General features: G+C 70.2%; 13 protein-coding genes. 8 read left to right on the plus strand and 5 right to left on the minus strand.

What is annotated here, in order from left to right; translation table 11 throughout:
• Positions 1 to 85: 85 nt before the first annotated feature.
• Complete coding sequence (locus JKJ07_RS23185) at positions 86 to 778, plus strand: response regulator transcription factor (RefSeq protein WP_202993791.1); 693 nt, start codon at positions 86 to 88, stop codon at positions 776 to 778.
• On the plus strand, positions 775 to 2,562 hold the full coding sequence (locus tag JKJ07_RS23190) for a sensor histidine kinase (protein ID WP_202993792.1): 1,788 nt from the start codon (positions 775 to 777) through the stop codon (positions 2,560 to 2,562). Before JKJ07_RS23185 ends, JKJ07_RS23190 begins: the two co-directional genes overlap by 4 nt.
• Positions 2,563 to 2,614: 52 nt before the next feature.
• Here JKJ07_RS23190 and JKJ07_RS23195 read toward each other — a convergent pair whose 3' ends face one another.
• The gene (locus JKJ07_RS23195; protein ID WP_307834359.1) at positions 2,615 to 3,199 is read right to left on the minus strand and encodes a TetR/AcrR family transcriptional regulator; all 585 of its coding nucleotides are present in this window, start codon (positions 3,197 to 3,199) and stop codon (positions 2,615 to 2,617) included.
• Positions 3,200 to 3,260: 61 nt separating this feature from the next.
• Between JKJ07_RS23195 and JKJ07_RS23200 the strand changes: the two genes are divergently transcribed.
• Positions 3,261 to 4,982 carry an ABC transporter ATP-binding protein gene (locus tag JKJ07_RS23200; protein ID WP_202993794.1) on the plus strand — a complete coding sequence of 574 codons (1,722 nt, stop codon included), beginning with the start codon at positions 3,261 to 3,263 and terminating at the stop codon, positions 4,980 to 4,982.
• Here the strand turns inward: JKJ07_RS23200 and JKJ07_RS52445 are convergent.
• Positions 4,919 to 5,320, minus strand: a complete 402-nt coding sequence (locus tag JKJ07_RS52445) for a DUF899 family protein (protein ID WP_438871435.1) — start codon at positions 5,318 to 5,320, stop codon at positions 4,919 to 4,921. The two genes, JKJ07_RS23200 and JKJ07_RS52445, sit on opposite strands and share 64 nt — an antisense overlap.
• On the opposite strand from JKJ07_RS52445, the gene JKJ07_RS23210 reads away from it, so the two are divergent.
• On the plus strand, positions 5,319 to 8,081 hold the full coding sequence (locus JKJ07_RS23210) for an FtsX-like permease family protein (protein WP_202993796.1): 2,763 nt from the start codon (positions 5,319 to 5,321) through the stop codon (positions 8,079 to 8,081). The genes JKJ07_RS52445 and JKJ07_RS23210 overlap by 2 nt on opposite strands.
• Positions 8,071 to 8,883: an ABC transporter ATP-binding protein gene (locus tag JKJ07_RS23215; RefSeq protein ID WP_202993797.1), complete on the plus strand. Its 813-nt coding sequence runs from the start codon at positions 8,071 to 8,073 to the stop codon at positions 8,881 to 8,883. Before JKJ07_RS23210 ends, JKJ07_RS23215 begins: the two co-directional genes overlap by 11 nt.
• A 46-nt stretch (positions 8,884 to 8,929) precedes the next feature.
• On the opposite strand, the gene JKJ07_RS23220 is transcribed toward JKJ07_RS23215, so the two are convergent.
• The gene (locus JKJ07_RS23220) at positions 8,930 to 10,543 is read right to left on the minus strand and encodes a chitinase (RefSeq protein WP_236029683.1); all 1,614 of its coding nucleotides are present in this window, start codon (positions 10,541 to 10,543) and stop codon (positions 8,930 to 8,932) included.
• Positions 10,544 to 10,748: 205 nt separating this feature from the next.
• On the opposite strand from JKJ07_RS23220, the gene JKJ07_RS23225 reads away from it, so the two are divergent.
• Together JKJ07_RS23225 and JKJ07_RS23230 are read left to right on the plus strand one after the other, a co-directional pair.
• Positions 10,749 to 13,769, plus strand: coding sequence for an EAL domain-containing protein (locus JKJ07_RS23225; protein WP_202993798.1), 3,021 nt, complete (start codon positions 10,749 to 10,751; stop codon positions 13,767 to 13,769).
• A gap of 88 nt (positions 13,770 to 13,857) precedes the next feature.
• Entirely contained in the window at positions 13,858 to 14,007 is a 150-nt protein-coding gene (locus tag JKJ07_RS23230) for a hypothetical protein (RefSeq protein WP_202993799.1), read from the plus strand.
• 189 nt (positions 14,008 to 14,196) lie between these two features.
• Here JKJ07_RS23230 and JKJ07_RS23235 read toward each other — a convergent pair whose 3' ends face one another.
• Together JKJ07_RS23235 and JKJ07_RS23240 are read right to left on the minus strand one after the other, a co-directional pair.
• Complete coding sequence (locus JKJ07_RS23235) at positions 14,197 to 15,789, minus strand: multinuclear nonheme iron-dependent oxidase (RefSeq protein WP_202993800.1); 1,593 nt, start codon at positions 15,787 to 15,789, stop codon at positions 14,197 to 14,199.
• 104 nt (positions 15,790 to 15,893) lie between these two features.
• Positions 15,894 to 17,711, minus strand: a complete 1,818-nt coding sequence (locus JKJ07_RS23240) for an MBL fold metallo-hydrolase (protein WP_307834361.1) — start codon at positions 17,709 to 17,711, stop codon at positions 15,894 to 15,896.
• Positions 17,712 to 17,998: 287 nt separating this feature from the next.
• Here JKJ07_RS23240 and JKJ07_RS23245 point away from each other — a divergent pair, with 287 nt between their 5' ends.
• The gene (locus tag JKJ07_RS23245) at positions 17,999 to 19,852 is read left to right on the plus strand and encodes a YcaO-like family protein (RefSeq protein ID WP_202993802.1); all 1,854 of its coding nucleotides are present in this window, start codon (positions 17,999 to 18,001) and stop codon (positions 19,850 to 19,852) included.
• The last annotated feature ends 13 nt before the right edge of the window (positions 19,853 to 19,865 follow it).

A 19,865-nucleotide genomic window follows, 5' to 3' on the forward strand; every position in this document is an offset into this window, starting at 1 on the left:
GAGCGTGGCCGGGGTTCGTTAGGAAACCGTCAGGTATCGCGGAAACCGGCTAACGGACGTGCGAAGCGGATCTATCATCGCCGCCATGTGTGCTCAGGTGCTGGTGGCGGACGACGATCCCCGGCAGGCCGAGGTGGTGCGCCGCTACCTGACCGCGGAGGGGCACGAGGCCGTGGTCGTGCACGACGGCCGGGCGGCCCTCGACAGCGCCCGCCGCCTGCGCCCCGACCTGCTCGTCCTCGACGTGATGATGCCCGGGATGGACGGGCTGCAGGTCTGCCGGACGCTGCGGCAGGAATCGGACGTTCTCGTCCTGATGCTCACGGCGCGGACGACCGAGGACGACCTGCTGCTCGGGCTCGAGCTGGGCGCCGACGACTACCTGACCAAGCCGTACAGCCCCCGGGAGCTGATGGCCCGGGTGCGCACGCTGCTCCGCCGGGCCCCCGTCGCCCACCCCACCGGAGTTGCGAGCCGACAAATCGGGCGAATCACCATCGATCCGCATCGGCATCTCATCAGCGTCGACGGCGAGCCGATCGAGTGCACGCGCGGCGAGTTCGCGATCCTGGCCGCGATGTCCGAGCAGCCCGACCGGGTCTTCACGCGCGCCCAGCTGCTGCACCACACGCGCGGCATCGACCGCAGCTCGACCGAGCGCACGATCGACGTGCACGTGATGAACCTGCGCCGCAAGATCGAGCTCGATTCGCGCCGGCCCGTGCACCTGCTGACCGTCCACGGCGTCGGCTACAAGCTGACCCCGGGCACACCGTGAGCCGCGGCCGCGTCCCGCTGCGGCACAGCCTGGTCACCCGGCTGCTGGTCACGTCGGTGCTGATCGCGATCGCGGGCATCGCCTCGACCGCGTGGCTCGCCGTCCGCACGGCCACCCGGGCGATCAGTCAGGAACAGGGTCGCGCGCTCGCCGACGACAAAGGCGTGTACGACATGCTCGTCGAATACGCGGCCACGCACGCCGACTGGACGGGTGCACCGAAGCTGATCCAGGAGCGGGCGCAGAAGCTGGGCCGCCGGATCACGCTGATGACCGACGACCGGGCGGTGATCGTCGACTCCGGTCCGGGTCCGTCGCTGCACACGGCCCGCCCGTCGGCCGTCGTCGACCCGCTCAACCTGGACCTGAGCCTGACCGGGGGCAGCAGCCGCATCGACCGGCGCGTGATCGGGCCGTTCCGGGTGACGTCGGCCGAGGATCGGGCGCTGCTCCGCAAAGTGGCCGACGGCGACATGCAGTGCCTGCGCAAGAGCGGCTTGGACGGCACGATGGGGCAGGGCGCGAACGGCCGGCCGGTGATCACGGTGCGTTCCCCCGGAGCCTTCGACACCGGGTGCTCCGAGCTCGAGAACACCATCACGAGGAGCGAGTTCACGGCGCTGCGCTCGCTGGGCCAGGTCGTCTCGCGCTGCGTCAAGCTCGACGAGCGCAATTATCAGCTGGGCATCCGGCCGGATTTCACCACGTACGTGACCAAGGCGCTGCGGGACGAGGACTACCTCCGCCCCGTGCCCGGGATGACGGCGTCCGCCGAGGCGTTTCTCGTGCCGCAGCAGGCCGCCCGCATCGACGGATGCGTCGAGAAGGCCCGGCGGGCAGTTCTTCAGCCGTACGTGGCCCCGCCCGCCCTGCTCTTCGTGACCGACCCGCGCGAGGACCCTGACCCGTTCACGCTGTCGGAGGAGAACACCGTACGGATCGTGGCCGTGACCGGCGCGGTCCTGCTGGCCACGATCGTCGTCACGGTGCTCGTCGGCCGGCGCCTGGTGCGGCCGCTGCGCGCGCTCACCGACTCGGCCGACCGGCACGTGCCCGCCACGGTGTCGACCAAGGACGAGATCGGCCGGCTGGCCCGCGCGCTCAACGACAGCACCGAACGCCGCGACCGGGCCGAGGAGCAGCGCCGCGCGATGGTAAGCGATGTCGCGCACGAGCTGCGCACGCCTCTCACGAACATCCGCAGCTGGCTCGAGGCCGCGCAGGACGACCTGGCCCCCACTGACGCGCAGTTGCTCACGTTGCTGCACGAGGAGGCGGTGCTGCTGCAGCACATCATCGACGACCTCAGCGATTTGTCCGCCGCCGACGCGGGCACGCTGCGCATCCACCCCGAGCCGAGCTATCTGCGCGACGTGCTGACCCAGGTCGTCGACAGCCACCGCGGCGCGGCCAGCGGCGTGCACCTGACGATCGAGGTCGACGGCGACCCGGTCGTCACTGCCGATCCCGTACGCCTGCGCCAGCTCGTCGGCAACCTGGTCTCCAACGCGATCCGCCACACCCCCGCGGGCGGCACGGTCACGGTCGGCGCGACCCGGTCCGCGATCACCGTCCGCGACACCGGCACCGGCATCGCGCCCGAGGACCTGCCGCGCATCTTCGACCGCTTCTGGCGAGCCGACGAATCCCGCAGCCGAGCCACCGGCGGCCGCGGCCTGGGCCTGGCCATAGCCCGCAAACTGGCCGACGCCCACAACTTCACGATCGAGGTCGAAAGCACCCTCGGCGAAGGCACCCTCTTCACCATCAATCTCGGCGACTGACCGCCCTTCAGCGCGCGGCCTCACCCCGTACGGGCTCGGGCTGGTCTGCGGCTCATGGCGTCGCGCTTGCCTTACCCCGTACGGGATCGGGCTTGGGCTCTGGGCGGAGGGCGTTGGTGAGGGTGCGGGTGAGCAGGTCGAGCACGTGGTGGCGGGACGAGCCGGGCCGCTCGCCCAGGTAGGACCACGCCGCGTAGAGCTGGGACCAAAGCAGGCTGAGCACCCAGTCGGCCGGCAGCACGGGGTCGATCGAGCCGTCCCGGCGGCCGCGCTCGATCACCGTGTGGAGCGACGTCTCGTCCTGGGCCTCCCAGCATTCGCCGCCCTGCTCGCTGAAGATCAGGGAGAGCAGCGGGCCGAGGTCGAAATACTCCCGGCAGAGCCGCAGCAACGCCTCGCCGCCGGTGCCGCGCTCGAGCTCCGCCAGCCGCGCCGCCCGCACGAGACGCTGCCCGCCCTCGACGGCGACCGCGGACAGCAGATCGGCCCGCTCGGCGAAATATCGATGCAGCGTCGTGCGCCCGACCTGGGCCGCCGACGCGATGTCGCCGAGCGAGCAGGCCGGGTTGTCGGCCAGCAGGTCGATCGCGGCATCGATGATCGCCTGCCGCGTGCGGTTCTTGATGCCGGAGGTCACGGCCATACTGTACGGGAATTGGCATTGCCCGCAATGGAACACATGTGTTCCACTACGAATCATGCAGATTCTGCTGCGCCTCCTCCGCCCGCACCTCCGGGTGCTGGCCCTCGGGCTGGTCCTCGGCCTGATCGCCAACGCCGCCAACCTGGCCGCCCCGCTCGCCACCAAACGGATCATCGACACGCTCGGCACCGGCAACGCGCTGACCGGCCCGATCACGCTGCTGCTGGTGCTGGTCGTGATCGGCTCGGTGATCGGGCTCTGGCAGTGGATCCTGATGGGCACGCTGGCCGAGCAGGTCGTCCTCGACGCACGGCTCTCGGTGATCCAGCGCTACTTCCGGGCCCGGCTGGCCGAGCTGACCGGCCGCCCCACCGGCGAGCTGGTCACCCGGGTCACGGCCGACCCCGGCCTGCTGCACCAGGCCTCGTCGAGCATCGTCGGCCTGATCAACGCGTCGCTGGCCTTCGTCGCGACCTTGGTGCTGATGGGCACGCTCGACCTCGTGCTGCTGCTGTGCACGCTGGCCGCGGTCGCGATCGTGGGCGCGGTCATGGCCCTGCTGCTGCCCACGATCAGCAAGTCGCAGAAGGCGGCGCAGGACGCGGTCGGCGACCTGGGCGGCGAACTCGAAGGCACGCTGCGAGCGATGCGCACGGTCAAGGCCAGCCGGGCCGAGCAGCGCCAGGGTGACCGCATCGAGTCGGACGCACGCCGGGCCGCGGCCTTCAACATACGGGCGGCGCGCCGGGCGGCCTGGGTGTGGACGGTCTCGTGGAGCGGCGTCTCCCTGGCCATCATCGCGGTGCTCGGCGTGGGCGCGTGGCGGGCCGACGCCGGCCTGCTCGAGGTCAGCAGCCTGATCGCTTTCCTGCTGTACGCGTTTCAGCTGATGGGCCCGATCGGCGAGCTGACCAACAACGTGACCGCCCTGCAGTCCGGCATCGCCGCCGCCCGCCGGATCAGCGAGGTCTACGCGATGACCTCGGAGACCTCCACCCCGACGCCCGGTTCACGGGTCGCCGACGCGCCCGTCTTGTCCGCCGAGCGGGTCACTCTGTCGTACACCGTGGACGGTCCGGCGGCCCTCGACGACGTCACCCTGTCGATCCCCGCGCGCGGCCACACGGCGATCGTCGGACCGTCCGGGGCCGGCAAGACGTCGCTGTTCTCGCTGCTGCTGCGCTTCCTCGACCCCGACTCGGGCGAGATCTACCTGCACGGCCGGCCCTACAGCGCGCTCACGCACAGCGAGATCCGCGCAGAACTGGCGTACGTGGAACAGGAGGCCCCGGTCGTGCCGGGCACCATCCGCGAGAACATCCTGTTCAGCCACCCGTCGGCGACGGACGAGGAACTGGAGTCGGTGCTGACCCGGGTCAACCTGGCCGACAAGGTCGCCGGCCTGCCGCAGGGCGTCGACACCCCGATCTCCGGCGCCGAGCTCTCGGGCGGCGAACGCCAGCGGATAGCCCTGGCCCGCGCCCTGATCCGCACCCCGGCGATCCTGCTCCTCGACGAGGCGACGGCCCAGATGGACGCCCTGACCGAGGCCGCGGTCCAAACCTCCGTTCGGGACCGTGCCGCTACCGGCGCCGTCGTGACGATCGCCCACCGCCTCTCCACGGTGATCGACGCCGACCGCATCATCGTCCTCGACCGCGGCCGCGTCCGGGCCGTAGGCACCCACGACTCCCTCCTGGCTTCCGACGACCTCTACCGCGGCCTGGTCGAAGCACTGCGCATCGCAGTCCCCTCAGCAGCCGGCTCGGTCACCTGAAACCCGACCGAACGGATCCCGTACGCCCCGCCGGCCTGCTCAGTCCCCAGCTCATTCCCGGCCGCTCGTCCTCGTTCAGCATCCATTCGACCCCGGCCGCGGGCAGCTCGTCCGGCCCGTGATGCCGGCGCCTTCGCAGCGTCGATCGTCACGGTGAAGTCGTAGTGGAACTCCGACCCGAACGGCGAATACAGCGGAACACCCCAACCCCACTTTTCCCCGTACGCCGTGAGCCTGTCCCGCGGTGCCCTCGGTGCCGCGGGGTCGTGGGAGCGCGCCCAGTGAGATAGCTTCATCGGCAATCGGCCTCTGGTGGTTGATGGCCTAAGGAGGCCCATGGCGCTCGGTGGTCGGCTTGCCGTTGCGGCGCTGGTGGGTGGGTTGCGGCAGCGGGCCTGGACGGTGCTCACGTTGTGCGCGTTCCTGGTGCTGGCGGCGGCCGCGGCGGCCGGGCCGATGTTTGCCGAGGCGTCCGACAACGCGGCCTTCGAGGTGCGGCGCGAGCAGGTTCCGGTGACCGCGCGGCAGAACGACGCGGCCGTCGTGCGGTTGTCGGCGAATGTCGGGCCGGACAGTCTCGATCAGCAGAAGGTCATCGACGATCTGCGCGGGGTGGCCGGGCTGACCGAGCCCGACCTGACCGGCGGGTCGATCGGGGCCGAGCTGGCCAAGCCGAAGTTCTGGGGGTCGACGGTCAGCGCGGGTGGCAAGACCGAGCGGGGGCGGCTGTTCGCGGTCGGTAGTCCGGCCGAGGAGCTGGTCGCGGTCGGTAAGGCCGTTGGCGATGACGGTGTGTGGCTGGCCGAGCCGGTGGCCGAGGAGCTGGGCGTGCGGCCGGGCGGCGAGATCGTCCTCGCGGTGGTCACGGGCAATCGCGGCATACCGAAGAGGGCCACGGCCAAGGTCAGCGGCGTCTACGCGGTCGATCGCGGCGGGCGGCTGCCGGCCGACCCTCGGGGCAGCACGAAGTGGGCGCTGCGGGGCGGCGACACCCCCGGCGACACCGAATATCGCACCCTCCCGGCGTACCTGCTGGTCGGCAACGTCGCGACGGTCGAGCGCCTGGCCAAGACCGTTGACGATCAGATCTTGTGGGCGGTCGAGGCCGCGCTGAAGCCGGGCGTCACCCTCAGCGAGGCCCGGCGGACGGCCGCCGAGATCGACTACAAGCGGCGGTACTACGCGACCGTGCGGCCGGCCGAGGGTGACGACCCGCTGGCGCTCAACTTCGCCAGCGGCATCGGGCGGATCGTCGCGACCGCGCAGGCCACGACCGAGACGGTGCGGCAGCGCACCCGGCCCGTGGAGTGGGCGGCGACCGGCGTCGGGCTGGCGTCGGTGCTGGCCGTGGCGTTGTTGTCGGCCCGCCGGCGCGAGCGGGAACTGCGCCACACCGCGGCCGTCGGCATGTCCCCGATCACCGTGGGTGGCCTGTGGCTGCTCGAAAATCTGCTGCCGGCGGCGGTCGGGGCCGGGCTTGGCTGGCTCGCCGCGTGGCAACTGGTCGAGCGGCTGGGTCCGCCGGGCACCATCGCGGAGTCGTGGGAACCGGCGGCGGTGAACGCGGCCGGCGCGACCGGCATCGGCCTGCTGCTGGTCGCGGTGGTCGGTGCGGCCGCGGCGGCCCGGCGGGTACGGCCCGCCCCGCCCGCGACGGCGAAGCGCTCGATCCCGTGGGGTCCGGTTCTGATCATCGTGGCGCTGGTCGCCGCCGCGGGGTTGTCGCAGGCCGACGGCGTACGCGGGGTGGATCTGCTCGTGCCGTTGCTGGTGCTGGTGGCGGCCGGGGTGCTCGCCGGCTGGCTGCCCGCCCTGCTGCGAGGCGGCGGCAAGATCCCGGCGGCGCCCACCCGGGTGGTCGTGTGGCTGGCCCGGCGGAGGCTCGGTTCGGGTGGCACCGAGCGGCGGCTGGCCGTGCTCGTGGTGACCGCCGGGCTGGGCATGTTGCTCTTCGCACTGTCCGCTCTTCACTCCACGGGGTCGTCGGCCGACAACCGGATCGCCGTGGCCGCCGGGGCCGAGGCGGTCGCGAAGATCAACGGCTCGTGGGAGCTTGACGATCAGGCGCCGTCCGCGCCGCCCGAGGTTCCGAACCAGGCGCCGCCCAAGGGACTTGTTCCCGGCGTACGGGTGCCGCCTTTACCCCCGGACAGCACGACGGTGTGGCATGTGGACGTGTCGACGCCGCTCGACGACGGCCAGCGTGACCTGCTGGTCATCGATCCCGCGCGGTTCAAGGACGTCGCGTTGTGGGGCACCGGCCCCGATCTGGCGGCCGCCCGCGACGCCGTGACCGCGCTGGCCGCCCACCCCACGGACGTGGACGGGATGCCCCGCGCGATCGTCGTGGCGGACCCCTCGACCGTGGACGTGCCCCTCGTACGGGTGTCTCTGGGTTACAACGCCGAAAACCTGATGATTGCGGAGCGTGTCGACGCCTTCCCCGGCATGCGCGGTCGCCCGATGTACGTCGTGGCCGCCGACCCGATGTTCGCCCTGCTCGGCGTCGACGATCCCCGGCTGGTGCCGCGCACCGAGCTGGGCTCGCCCATGTTCGTGATCCAGACGTATCTGTGGAGCTCGGCCGGTGAGCCGGGCGTGCTGGCCGTCACCGAGCCCAAGGGGGTGCAGCCGGAACGCATCGACACCGCGGCCCAGCTGCGCGAGGACGGCGCGTACGTCGCCACGAGCCGGGCCCGCGGCTATCAGCTCGCCATCGCCGGTTACCTGGCGTTGCTGGCGATCCTGACGCTGTGTGTCTACGCCCAGCGCACCGCGGTGCTGCGCCGACCGTCCGACCTCATGCTGTCCCGGATCGGCCTGGGCCGCGCCCGGGTCCGCCGCGCCCGCTCCCTCGAATTCGTGCTGCTGGCCGTGCTGTCCTTCGCTTTCGCGGTGGCCGGCGTGGCCCTGCTGATCCCGCTGGGCGGCCGGCTGCTCGACGATCAGCCCGGTTTGCTGCCCGCTTTCTCGTTCCAGCTCTCCGTTCCCGGCATCGCCGTCACCGCCGGGGCTGCGGCAGTGGCCACGGTGCTGGCAGTCTTGATTACCGCGGCGCGTTCGCCTGGTCTGGAGGAGGAGGCCTACCGTGACAACTGACCTGCTCGTGGGTCGCGAGCTCCTTCAGCTGTACGCCGCCCGCACCGGCCCGACCCAGGCCCTGCGCGGCGTCGACGTCTCGGTGGTCGCCGGCCGGGTCAGCGCCATCACCGGCCCGTCCGGCAGCGGCAAGTCCACGCTGCTGGCCGTGCTGGCCCTGCGCGAACGCCCCGCCGGCGGCGAACTGCGCCATCGCGGCCGCCTGGTCTCCTCGCTGTCCCGCCGTGACCTGCAAAAACTGCGTCGTCGCGAGATCGGCTGGGTCGCCCAGCGCCCCACCCACAGCCTGTTTCCCCAGCTTGACGCGCGCGGCCAGATCTCACAGATCGCCCAGCTGCGCCGGGTCAAAGTCGACGTGGAGGCCGCCCTGGCCGAGGTCTCCCTGACGTCCCGAGCCACCGCCCACCCCGCCACGATGTCCGGCGGCGAACAACAACGCCTGGCCGTGGCCGCCGCCGGCGTGGGCCCACCCGCCCTCCTGATCGCCGACGAACCCACAGCCGAACTGGACGACGAATCCGCGGCGCTGGTTCTGCGTCTTCTGCGTGCCCGGGCCGCCGCCGGAAGCGCGGTAGTGATCGCCACGCATGACGCCCGCGCCATCGCCGCCTCGGACACGGTGCTCCGCCTGCGCCACGGCGTCCTTTCCGGTGAACACGAAACCGGCCAGGACAGAACAGTCACCATCGACAGCCTGGGCCGCCTCCAACTCCCCGAGGAGGCCCTGCCCCTGTTCCCGACCGGCCGAGCCGTGGTGACCGTGGTCGACGATCACGTCCAATTGCACCCGCCGACATCATGAGCCGCGAAGACGAGGTCCTCGCCGCCTACGCGGCCGGAGAGCCCTCTTAGTTGGTTTTGGGTTCACCCGGGATGTTGAAGAGCGGCTTCCACGGATCGTCGGCGTCGACGGGGAACTCGGTCGACGGGGAGTCGTCCTTTGTGGTCCATTTGGCCTCGTACGGGAGGCCGCCGAACAGCACCCGATCGCCTCGGCGGTAAATAGTGCCGGCCGTCCACGCGTCGGTCACTCCGGTCACCACCGGGATGGGTCTGGGCGCCTTCTCGACCGGGCTCACCGGGCCGATCACCGACCACGCGCTCTGGGTGCCCGCGGGTGGGGCGGCCGCCGGGTCCTGGCCCGAGTTGGCCCACTTGGCCTCGTAGACGACGCCCTTCCAGACCACCTTGTAGCCGCCCGCGTACATGGCCGTCATCCGCCAGATCGGGTACGGGCTGGTCTTGGGGTTGTCGACCGTCGTGGCCCGGTTGGGGATCTCCACGGAGTCGTAGTTGTCGCTGCCCGCGGCCTTGCCGGGCAGGCCCGCGAAGACCTTGGAGAAGGCCAGCGCGTCCTGGTCGACGCCGCTGCAGGTGTTCGAGTGGACGACGACGTTGGCGAACGTGCCGCGGCAGGGGGCGTCACGGTTGATCGACCACATCGAGACGCGGCCGAGGCCGTTGTCGACGGCGAAACGGGCCAGGCCCGCGGCGTCGTCGAGGGTGAAGCGCTCGGCGTCGATGTCGTTCTGGCCGATCATCGGGGTGGCCCCGATCCGCGACCACACCTGCGGCGACGTGAGCTTCCGACCCAGGCGCAGGTACGTGTCGGACAGCTGCTTGTGCGTGCCGTTGAGCGCGCTGATGCTCAGGTCGAGCATGTTCGGCCGTGTCTCGCCGGTGTTGAAGTCCATCGTCATGACGTTGACGCCGCGCAGTTCGACGTCGCCTTCGAGCATGCCGCGGACGACACCGACACCGTCCTCGGTCAGCCCGCTCGGCGCGACGGGCAGCGTCAGCCACACGGCGAGCGGCTTGCCGGCGCCCTCGCGCTCCTTCTGCACGGTGGCCAGCGCGGCGACCCGGCGCTGCAAGGAGGCCTGGTCGGCGACGGCCGTCCCCTCGATGTCGAGGTCGAGCGTCTTGACGTCGTACCTTTCCACCAATTCCCGGTACGCCGCGGTGAGCCGCTCCTCGTCCGTGCACGCGACGGCCAGCTCGGAGTTGTGCAGCCCGCCGAGGCTGAGCGTGATGTCGCCGCCGGCCTGGCGCAGCTGCGCGATGCGGCGGTCGAGCTCGAGCAGGTTGCCCGCCCCGTCCAGCGTGTACGCGCCACCCCAGCTCGGGCTGCACGCGTTCTTGGGGTCGGCGACCACGAAGCCCAGCGCGACGTCGTTGGCCGGGTTCGCCGTCGGATCCTGGAACTGGAACGTCGGGGTCAGCGTGACGTCGACGTACGGCACGGCCCACGACTTCGCGGTCGGGCCCGCGGTGTTCTGGAGGTGGATCACTCCGAGCGTGCCGCCGGCGCCGACCAGCCCCAGAACGATCACCAGCAGGCCGAGCCGCGTCCACGACAGCTTGCTGCGCGGCTGCTCAGGCTCCTGCCAGTTCGGGTCGGCCAGGGGGTCCGCGAGCGGATCGTAATCGGGCCGCACGGCTACGGGTGTGGCGCGGTCCATGAAAGCCCTTTCGATTTTTCGAGTCGCCACACGCTGGCGTACGGGGGCCGCTTTCACGATCGGGTGAAAGGACGAGACCAGTGGGGCGCGAGGGACGGTTCTTTCGACCGGAATCGGGAGCTGCAAAACGGGATCGGGGGCCCACAATTCCGCCGACATCGCCGCGCGGTGTCGCCGCAAATCGCACCGAAAGGCCCAGACACGCATGCCACGCACATCGGCGGACCAGGGAAAACGGGACGCCCAGCGCCAATGGGGGGCCGACCGGCGGACGGACCCTCATCCGATCGTTCCGCCCCCTGTCTCCGAAGGCAGGATCACTCGAGGCCGGCTGGCGATCGTGGTGACAATCACGGTCTGGGCATGCTACATCACATACACGATCATTCAGCAGTTCATTGCCGGCCACGCCTATTCGGTGCGGCTCGCGATCGAGGCGATCGTGTACATGTTGGTCGTCACCGGACTGGCCGCTTCGGCCATCGCGTACCTCATTACGCGAATCGGCTATTTCTATCGCGCGCGTGGTCACCAGCGGGCGCCGCGCATCATGCTCGACGAGTTCATCGGCGGGAAGATGCCGTCGGTGACGGTGCTCGTGCCGTCCTATCAGGAGGACGAGCGGACCAACCGTACGACGTTGTTGTCGGCGGCCTTGCAGGAATATCCCGGCCTGCGGGTGACGCTGCTGATCGACGACCCGCGCGCACCTAAAACCCGGGCCGCACGGGACATGCTGCTCGCCGCCCGCGCCCTGCCCGGCCAGATCGAGGGTGAGCTGAAGGTCCCGTTCTATCGAGTGTCGAACGCTTTCGCCTATTTCGACGAGCAGGTGCGTGTTCGCGGCGGCTACCTGGTCATGATCGAGGACATGCGCCGGCTCGCCGACGAATACCGGTACGCCTCCGATTGGCTGTACGACCTGGGCGCCCGGCAGGAGATCGTCGACCACACCGACACGTTCTTCGTCGAGCACATCGTCAATCCGCTCGCGGCCGAACTCGGCCAGATCGCGGGCGCGCTCAACAAGGGCGCCGACGAGCAGGTCGCGCTGCCGATCGCGCGCATGAACCAGTTCTACAAGCGGCTGCTGGCCATCTTCGACGTGCAGGTGACCAGCTTCGAGCGCAAGAAATACGTGTCGCTGTCGCACGAGCCCAACAAGGCGATGAACCTGAACAGCTACATCGGGCTCATGGGCGGCGCGTATCAGGAGGTCAGCACGCCGCTGGGGACCGCGCTGGTGACGGCCGGCCCGAACCGCGCGGACCTGGTCGTGCCGAACCCGGATTACGTGCTCACGCTCGACGCGGACAGTGTGCTGCTGCCCGAATACGCGCTTCGACTCGTGCACCTGCTCGAACAGGGCGCATTCGCGCATCACGCGGTCGCGCAGACGCCGTACTCGGCCTATCCGGGTTCGGCCACGCGGATCGAGCGCATTTCGGGCGCCACCACCGACATCCAATACATCGTGCACCAGGGCATGACGCATTACGGCGCCACGTTCTGGGTCGGCGCTAACGCCGTGCTGCGCAAGAAGGCCCTGGACGAGATCTGCGAGACCTCGTACGAGGGTGACTGGGAGATCAAGCGATACATCCAGGACCGTACGGTCATCGAGGACACCGAATCGACGATCGACCTCGGCGTACGGGGGTGGCTCCTGCACAATTATCCGGAGCGCCTGGCCTACAGCGCCACGCCGCCCGACTTCGGTTCGCTCTGCATTCAGCGGCAGCGCTGGGCCAACGGCGGGTTGCTGATCCTGTCGCGCCTGAAGGACCAGTTCCGGGCGAAGTCGAAACGCGAGGACAAGAACCGCTTCGGCGAGTACTTCCTGCGCGTCAACTACATGGCCTCCATCTTCTGGAGCTCCGTGTGCCTGGTCGTGATGCTGGCCTACCCGTTCAACAACGAGCTGCTCAACCCGATCCTGCTGCTCATTTCGGTGCCGTACTTCTTCATGATGGCGGCCGACCTGAAGCAGCTCGGCTACAAGCGCTCGGACATGCTGCGCATCTACGGCTTCAACCTGATTTTGCTGCCGGTCAACCTGTCGGGCAGCATCGCCTCGCTGCTCCAGTTGCTCACCGGCGAGAAGAGCGCCTTCAAACGTACGCCGAAGGTCCGTAATCGCACGACCGCGGCCACCAGCTATCTGATCCTGCCGCTCGCGCTGATCGCCCTGTGTGTCTACACGATCTGGGTCGACATCGAGCACCAGCTGTGGAACAACATGGTGTTCGCGGTGCTCAACCTGACCCTTTCCCTGTACGCGATGATCGCGTTCGTCGGTTTGGGCAACACGGTGGTCGACCTGCTCACGCACCTGCGCAACTGGCTGGTCCGCCCGGTCGTCCCGAAGCGGGTTCGCAAACGGCGTACGAAGAAGAAGGCCGCTGTTGCCCCTATCCCGACCGCCGGGGCCGGCGATTGGGCCCAGGTGCTGCACTATCGGCACGAGACCGGAACGAATGCCGGTCACACCACCGTACGGTTGCAGCGCAGCCAGACCGGCGACTGGAAATCTGCGTCGTCGTCCTCCTCACAGGCCCACGCGTTCGAGGAGTTCAGCTTCTTCACGGTCTTCCAGCCGATCTACAACATGATCAACGGCCATGTGGTCGGCTACGAGGCGCTCACCCGTTTCGCCGACGGCAGCAACCCGCGCGAGGCCCTGGCATCGGCCGCCCAGCGCGGCGTGCACATCGCGCTCGACGCCGCCCTGATCCAGGCCGCGATCACGTCGTCGGCGTCCCTGCCCAACGGCACGTGGCTGTCGGTCAACGCCACCGCCGACCTGCTCCGCCACCCGCACGAACTCGCGCAACTGCTCGCCGAATCCCGCCGCCCCCTGGTCCTCGAAACCGGCGACGCCGAGGCGGCCGAGGTGGCCCGGCTGGGTGGCGGCGTACGGCTGGCTGTCGACGACCTGGGCGCCGGCTACGAGACACTGTCGCTGGTCGAACACGTACGCCCGGCGTTCCTCAAGCTGGGCCTCGGCTCGATCACCGGCATCGAAACCTCGGGCGCCCGCCAGGCCGCGATCCGCGCCCTGGTCCAGTTCGCCGACCAGCACGGCTGCACCGTGATTGCCGAAGGCATCGAAACCGCCGCCCAACGCGACGCCCTGGTGGCCTGCGGCGTCCCCTTCGGCCAGGGCTTCTACCTGGGCAAACCAGTCCCGGTAGAGAGAGTCCTGACCGGCGTGGGCGGCTGGTAGCCCGCCACGACCGTTCCGCCGGCGCCGAGCGCGATCGGGGCTGGCCACCACCACGGTGCGGACCGTCAGGGCGGACGCGGAGCGTCGGATGGCCCAGCTGGCCAAGGACGGGGCCCGGATGAAACTCGATGACCTCCTCGCCCTGGCCCGCCGGGACGAGCCCAGTCCGATGGAGTTCGCCCCGGGCCCGGCGCACGACCGCTCGCCGGGCGCCGTCATACAGGGGTTGTCGGGGTGACCCCATAGGGGGCAAAAGCAGGGATTGCCAGGCATCTACGACGTTGCCAGGGTGAGTTCATGAGACGCCTTCTGAACCTCGCCGCCGGTTGTTTGCTGGTTCTGTTTCTGCTGGCCGCCGTCACGGTTTCGCACGGCTCGGTGGTCGCGCTGATCGGGGAGCATCCGTGCTGCTGACGAGACCGAGCGTTTATTCGCCGCTGCAGCAGACGGCTCGGCCGGGCACATCGCCCAGGTCCACCACGGCCAGGGCGGTCGCCTCGACGAGCACCCGCTTCTCCGAGGCCGAGGTGGCGAAACGGCACTCGCCTTTGTGGCGCAAGCTGACCCCGTACGGGCGGAGGAAGTCTCCGGTCCCCAACGTCTCCGATCGCGTCGCCGACAGGAGGTCGGGCAGGCTGAGTGTGAATTCGGCGCGCTGATCGTTGTCGCCCTCCGCGGCGCAGGTGTTCATCCACGATTCCATGCGGTAGATCTCCGCGCCGGTTGTGTCGTTGGCGTCGGCGGTTACCTGGAGCGCGAACGCGGCGTGCACCTTTTCGTGCAGCTCGACGTCGGAGCCGGTCAGTGTGGGCACGATCCGCTCGAAGAGTTCGAGTTCGGTGAGGCCGTCGCGGTGCAGCAGCCATTTGGTGGTGAGCGGGAAGTAACCGGCCACGGTGGCGCCGTGCAGTTGCAGGCGTTGGCGGCGGTGGAACTCCCACCGGTCCTGCTCGGCCACGGCGAACCCGGTCAGTACGGGCTCGCCCAGTTCGGCCAGCCGTTCGCCGTCGACCGGGGCGCCGCCGTGCAGCGCGTCGAAGGTCGCCACGATCCGGGACCGGCTGCGGCCGGGGTCGGCCGTCCGCGCCCGGGGGACGCGTTGCTGCCCGGCCAGCCAGGCGGCCACGCTGGGCCGGTCGCGCACGGTGTCCAGCGTGGCCAGCGCCTCGGCAGGCCGGCGCGCGCCGAACACTTCGAGCACGATCGCCCGCAGGTTGGGCGCGTGCTCGACGATCGCGTCGATCAGGTCGAAGCAGACCGAGATGATCGGGGCGTCGCCGTGCGCGTCGTCGTAGCGCAGACCGAAGTCGTGCAGGTCGAGGCCGCCGCCGGCGACGTGGATCTCGGTGATGTGCGACCAGGGCAGCCGGTGCAGGTCGGCCATCGGCGAGGCACCGCGGGCGAGCTGGTAGCTGAGCACGTGCCCGACGTCGACGCACATGCCCGCGCCGGTCTCGGTCACCAGGTCGGCGAAGAAGTCGAAGGCGTGCATCCGGCCGGTGATGACCTCACACGGCGGGAACTCGGCGTTGAACGGCACCGGCAGGTTGGCGTGCAGCGCGTGCACGTTGCCGATCGTCGTGGCCAGGGTGGTCTCGTCGAACGGGAACGGCGTGAAGTACGGGTAGACGTGCCGTTCGCTCATCAGCCAGACGCCGAGGTCCTCGGTGACCCACGGCGACCCGCTGTCGGTGAGCAGCGTGTTGAGCTCGCGCAGGTCGGCCGGCGCGACCGGTTCCGGGTAGACCGGGTTCAGGTCCGTGCTGTGCACCAGCACGTTCTGCCCCAGCTCGACCAGGTCGGCCGCGCTGCGCCGGTGGAAGCCCTCCGGCCGGCCCCGCCGCTCCTGCACGTCGGTGTAGGCAAGTCGGCCGCGGTGGCGGGCCGAGGCCGCGGTCACCTCGAAGAAGTCGACGCGGCCGGGCTCGGCGGTCAGGTAGGCGTCGTGGAAGTCGGACGGGTTGACGCCGAGGCCGAGCCCGCGCCGGGCGACGCCGGCGAAGTACTCGGGGCCGAACATCACAGCGACCTCGGCGGTGTGCTGACGGTCGGGTCGAAGATCAGGCTGGAGGGGTCGTCCTCGAAGGTGAACATGGCGTGGTGTCCTTTCGCGGCGGATGAAGCTCAGCGGGTGAAGTGGGGTTGCCAGGCGAGCGTCTCGCTGGGCAGCCAATGGGTGTCCATCAGATAGGGCGTGAAGGCGAGCATGCTCTCGTAGAGTTTGCGGAACTCGTCCTGACCGATCCCCGTCTCGGTGCAGATCGCGGTGATGGTCTTGCGCCCCTGGGCCGCGTCGATCGCCCGCACGAGTGCAGCCGACGTACGGGAAAAGATTTTGACCGAGGTACGAATGCGCTCGTCGGTACGGTCGATCAGATAAAAGGTGACGGTGTCCTCGTCGGCCGGCCCTTTGCGCAGGAACTCCGGTGTTCCCGCGAACGGTCCGAAAATGGGATTGATGCGCGGGTGCGCGAAGTCGGCCGCGTCCAGGTCGGCGTCGATCTGACGGCGCAGCCATTCCTGTTCGGCCTCGGGGCTGAATTCGGCGGGCCGGTTCGGCTGTTTGGCGGCCTGCCGCGTCTGCAGCCAGCGGGCGTACTCGAAGTGGCAGCGCCAGAGTGCCTCCGCGTCGTCGCGGACCCGATAGCTGAGCACGTCGTAGATCCGCTGCAAGTAGTCGTGCTCGGCGACGTCGGCGTCGAGCAGGTACAGCGACTGCATCACCAGCGCGGCGACGTCGTCACCCCGGCCTTCGAGAAAGTCGACGGTGTCGGGGAAGTGCATCAGCACCGGCAGCGTCGAGTAGCGGCGGGAGGCCTGGCCGAGCGCGTCGGTGAGGTGCTCGGCCCATTCGGGCAGCAGCGCCTCCAGCCGGTCGCGGCACTCCAGCCAGCTGTCCCGCCACTGCGGGAACTTGCGGGTCAGGTTGAGGCCGAAGTAGTGCCGGTCGCGGCGGTGCACGTCGAGGGCGAGCGACCAGAACCGGCCCATCGCGATCTCGACTCCGGCCGCGGACAGGTCGGCCCCGGCCGGCTCGGGCTCGCTGCGCCAGGTCACCGCGCCGTCCGCGGCCCGTTCGAGCAGCAGCGTCTGCCCGTCGGCCAGCGGCTCCACGCTGGTGCCGGCCGGCGCGTGCGAGAGCAGGAAGCGGTCGGTGTAGAGGGCCTCGCTGTGCGGGAACCAGGGCGCGTCGAGCGCGGTCTGCGCCCGCCGGGTGCCCTCGTTGATGCCGAGCGGGACGGCCACCACCGGGCTCAGCAGTTCGACGCTGCGCAGGAACGTGGCCGGCGACATCTGGTTGCGCAGGGCCCGGAAGTTGAAGCTGCAGTTGAGCGGGAGCAGCGCCACGTCGACCGGGCCCCGCGCCGCGAGCCGGGCGTAGCCGGTGAAATCCTCCAGCGTGTCCGCCCCGTGCAGCACCCGCAGGCCGCCCGCGGCGAACAGCAGTGACTGCTGCGGGATGCCCTCGATGGACTCGCACGCGGCGACCGCGCTGATCTCGAAGCCGGCCACCGCGGCGGGCCGGTCGGCGCCGAGGAACCGGATGTCGGTGAACCCGTGCTCCTTCAACTCCTCGGACATCGGAAAACGCGCGTCGAGGTCGGCCTCGGGCAGCACGATCGGCGTGTCCCGGTCGAGCTGCAGCAGCGTCGGCACGTGGAAGTGGTCGACGTGGGAATGGGAGACGACAACCGCGTCCACTCCGCGCAGCGTGGTGACCGCCCGATCGTTCTGTCCTTTCGGGCTCCACAGATTGCCGAAATAGTCGAGCGAGGGGTCCACCGCGACCCGCCCGGATCCGGCGTCCATGACGAAACACGTGTGCTGTACGCGGGTTATCCGCCACGGTTGCATGTCGCACTCTCCCCGTATCGAACTGGTGATTGCAGCAACTCTCGCATTGACCGCGACCGCTACAACAGTCCCTTGAATCGGGGACATGACGGGCCGCTCGCCGAATGGTTGATTATTGGCAGCGGCTCAACCGGCCGCACCGGAATCAACGAGAGGAACCGTCATGGCCGAGAAGCCCGTTGTCGCCGTCGAGGTCGAGCAGGACGAGGAAATCACCATCGAGGAGGTCGAGACCTTCGAGAACCCCGGCCGCAGCATCCCGGCCAACTCGCGCTGCCAGTAAAACGCGCCGGCACGACCGCGTAGCCGAGCACCGGCCTGCCCCGGGTCCGTCCCGGGGCAGGCCGGTGGCCCGGCGCGACCACGGAGGGGTCATGAACAACCAGGAGTGGATCAGCTATCGGCCCGCGGTCACGGTCACCGTCGAGCAGTCCCGGGTGCAGCTCACCGGCCCGCGATGCCGCCTCGCGGTGCGGGTGCCGAGCGCCGAGCACCGCCGGACGCTGCTCGATCTGCAATCCGGCCCCCTGCCCCGAGCGTCGCTGCCCACCCGTACGGTGGAACTCCTGCGCCGGTACGAGATGGTGCAGGTCGCCTCGCACGAGCCGCACCGCGACACCCTCGAGCTGCACGACCGCTCGTCCCTGCCGCTCAACGAGGGCCTGCGCTACACCACCGACGACCTGCTCGAATACCAACGCCGCGCGGCCGCCCGCCGGTTCCTGCCGCGCTCGCCGGAGGAGGCCTTCGAGTCCCCGGCCCGCCGCCCGCGCAGCTTCGCCCCGTTCGACCACCTCGACGACTCGGCGCCCCCGGTCGACGCCGGCGTTCTCGACGCGGTCATGCGCGCCTTCCACGACCCCGAGCGCAGGCTCTACCCCTCGGCCGGCGCGCTCTACCCGGTCGAGCTCGTCTGCGAGCAGGTCACCGAGTCGGGCAGTGTTTTCCGTACGGCCACCGGCAGTCCGTTGCGGCTGACCGAGCGCGCGGCCGAGCCGCCCGCACCCGGCGAGCTGGCCCTCGACCCGACGCTGGCCGCCGTCCGCACCCGGTTCTGGCTGGTTGGCCGGCTCGCCGACGTCACCGCCAAGTACGGCCAGCGCGGCTATCGCTACACCCTGCTCGAGGCCGGCCACGCCGCCCAGGCTCTGATCGAGATGCTGACCGAGGCCGGCCTGCGCTGCCGCCCGTTCGGTGGTTTCGACGACCTGGCCGTGGCTCGGCGGTTGCAGCTCGACCCGGGCACCGTTCCCCTGTACGCGATCGGCGTGCTCGCGGCCGAGCCGGCGCCGGTCTGGCTGCACGGCCAGCAGGTGCGCTGCGTGCTGGTCGGCGGCACTCCCCTGTACTACGCCGAGACGTTCGGGGCGCGGACCGCGGACGGCGAGCGCGAGAGCGGCTACGGCGTGGACGTCAGCCTGCCCACGGCCCTGGCCCGCGCCACCGGCGAGCTGGCCGAGCGCACCGCCCTGGTCAGCAGCGCCCGCCGGCTCGGCAACAGCAACGGCATGGCGGCCCACGTCCGGCCGAGCGCGGCGAGCGACGCGGCCGTGCTCGAACTCTACGAACGGCACTGCTTCATGCGGCTGTGGTTCCGGCGTACGGCTCCGGAGGTGCTGCCGCAGCCGGCCACCGCGCTGGCCCGCGCCGTCGCCGGGCTGTGCCGCAAAGCCGGGGCCGAGCTTGTGCTCACCGACATGACCGATCCCCGCTTCGGTGTTCCCGCCGTCATGGCGGTGGCCCGCGGGGCCGGCCACGGCGGCGTGCTGATCGGCTCGGGCGCGGCCGGGCGCCGGTCCCAGGCCGTCGACTCGGCGCTCCGCGAGCTGGCCAAGGCGCTGTTCTACCGGGTCGTGCTGCGCTCCGAGGGTGCGTTCCGGGACGAGGACCCGATGCCCGGCGAGCTCACCTCGCCCGCCGCGCACGAGGCGCGGTTCGCCCACCGGCAGGTGCCGCCGGAGCTCACGGCGTTTCTCACCGCGGGCCCGCCCGCCACCGTGGACGACGACCCGGCGGCCGATCTCGGCGCGCTGCGATCGGTGGTCACCGTCGAAGATCTTTCGGCCTCCGGACCCGACCCGGACACGTGGTTCGTCCACCGGGCCACCTCCGATGACCTGCTGATCGTCGACTTCTGCACACCCTCGGACGCCTTCCGGGAACGGATCGCGCGCTTGGCAGGACCGGAGATCGAAGTGGACGGCTGGTGGCCGCATCCGCTTGGCTGAACACACGAGACAG

Source organism: Paractinoplanes lichenicola (assembly GCF_016785085.1).
Lineage (GTDB): Bacteria > Actinomycetota > Actinomycetes > Mycobacteriales > Micromonosporaceae > Actinoplanes > Actinoplanes lichenicola.

What these genes read in the sequence shown, in the direction of transcription:
- JKJ07_RS23210 (WP_202993796.1), top strand. Translation starts at nt 5,319, where the DNA reads ATGGCGCTCGGTGGTCGGCTTGCCGTTGCGGCGCTGGTGGGTGGGTTG.
- JKJ07_RS23225 (WP_202993798.1), top strand. Translation starts at nt 10,749, where the DNA reads ATGCCACGCACATCGGCGGACCAGGGAAAACGGGACGCCCAGCGCCAA.
- JKJ07_RS23235 (WP_202993800.1), bottom strand. Translation starts at nt 15,789, where the DNA reads ATGTTCGGCCCCGAGTACTTCGCCGGCGTCGCCCGGCGCGGGCTCGGC.
- JKJ07_RS52445 (WP_438871435.1), bottom strand. Translation starts at nt 5,320, where the DNA reads ATGGGCCTCCTTAGGCCATCAACCACCAGAGGCCGATTGCCGATGAAG.
- JKJ07_RS23230 (WP_202993799.1), top strand. Translation starts at nt 13,858, where the DNA reads ATGGCCCAGCTGGCCAAGGACGGGGCCCGGATGAAACTCGATGACCTC.
- JKJ07_RS23200 (WP_202993794.1), top strand. Translation starts at nt 3,261, where the DNA reads ATGCAGATTCTGCTGCGCCTCCTCCGCCCGCACCTCCGGGTGCTGGCC.
- JKJ07_RS23245 (WP_202993802.1), top strand. Translation starts at nt 17,999, where the DNA reads ATGAACAACCAGGAGTGGATCAGCTATCGGCCCGCGGTCACGGTCACC.
- JKJ07_RS23220 (WP_236029683.1), bottom strand. Translation starts at nt 10,543, where the DNA reads ATGGACCGCGCCACACCCGTAGCCGTGCGGCCCGATTACGATCCGCTC.
- JKJ07_RS23240 (WP_307834361.1), bottom strand. Translation starts at nt 17,711, where the DNA reads ATGTCCCCGATTCAAGGGACTGTTGTAGCGGTCGCGGTCAATGCGAGA.
- JKJ07_RS23185 (WP_202993791.1), top strand. Translation starts at nt 86, where the DNA reads ATGTGTGCTCAGGTGCTGGTGGCGGACGACGATCCCCGGCAGGCCGAG.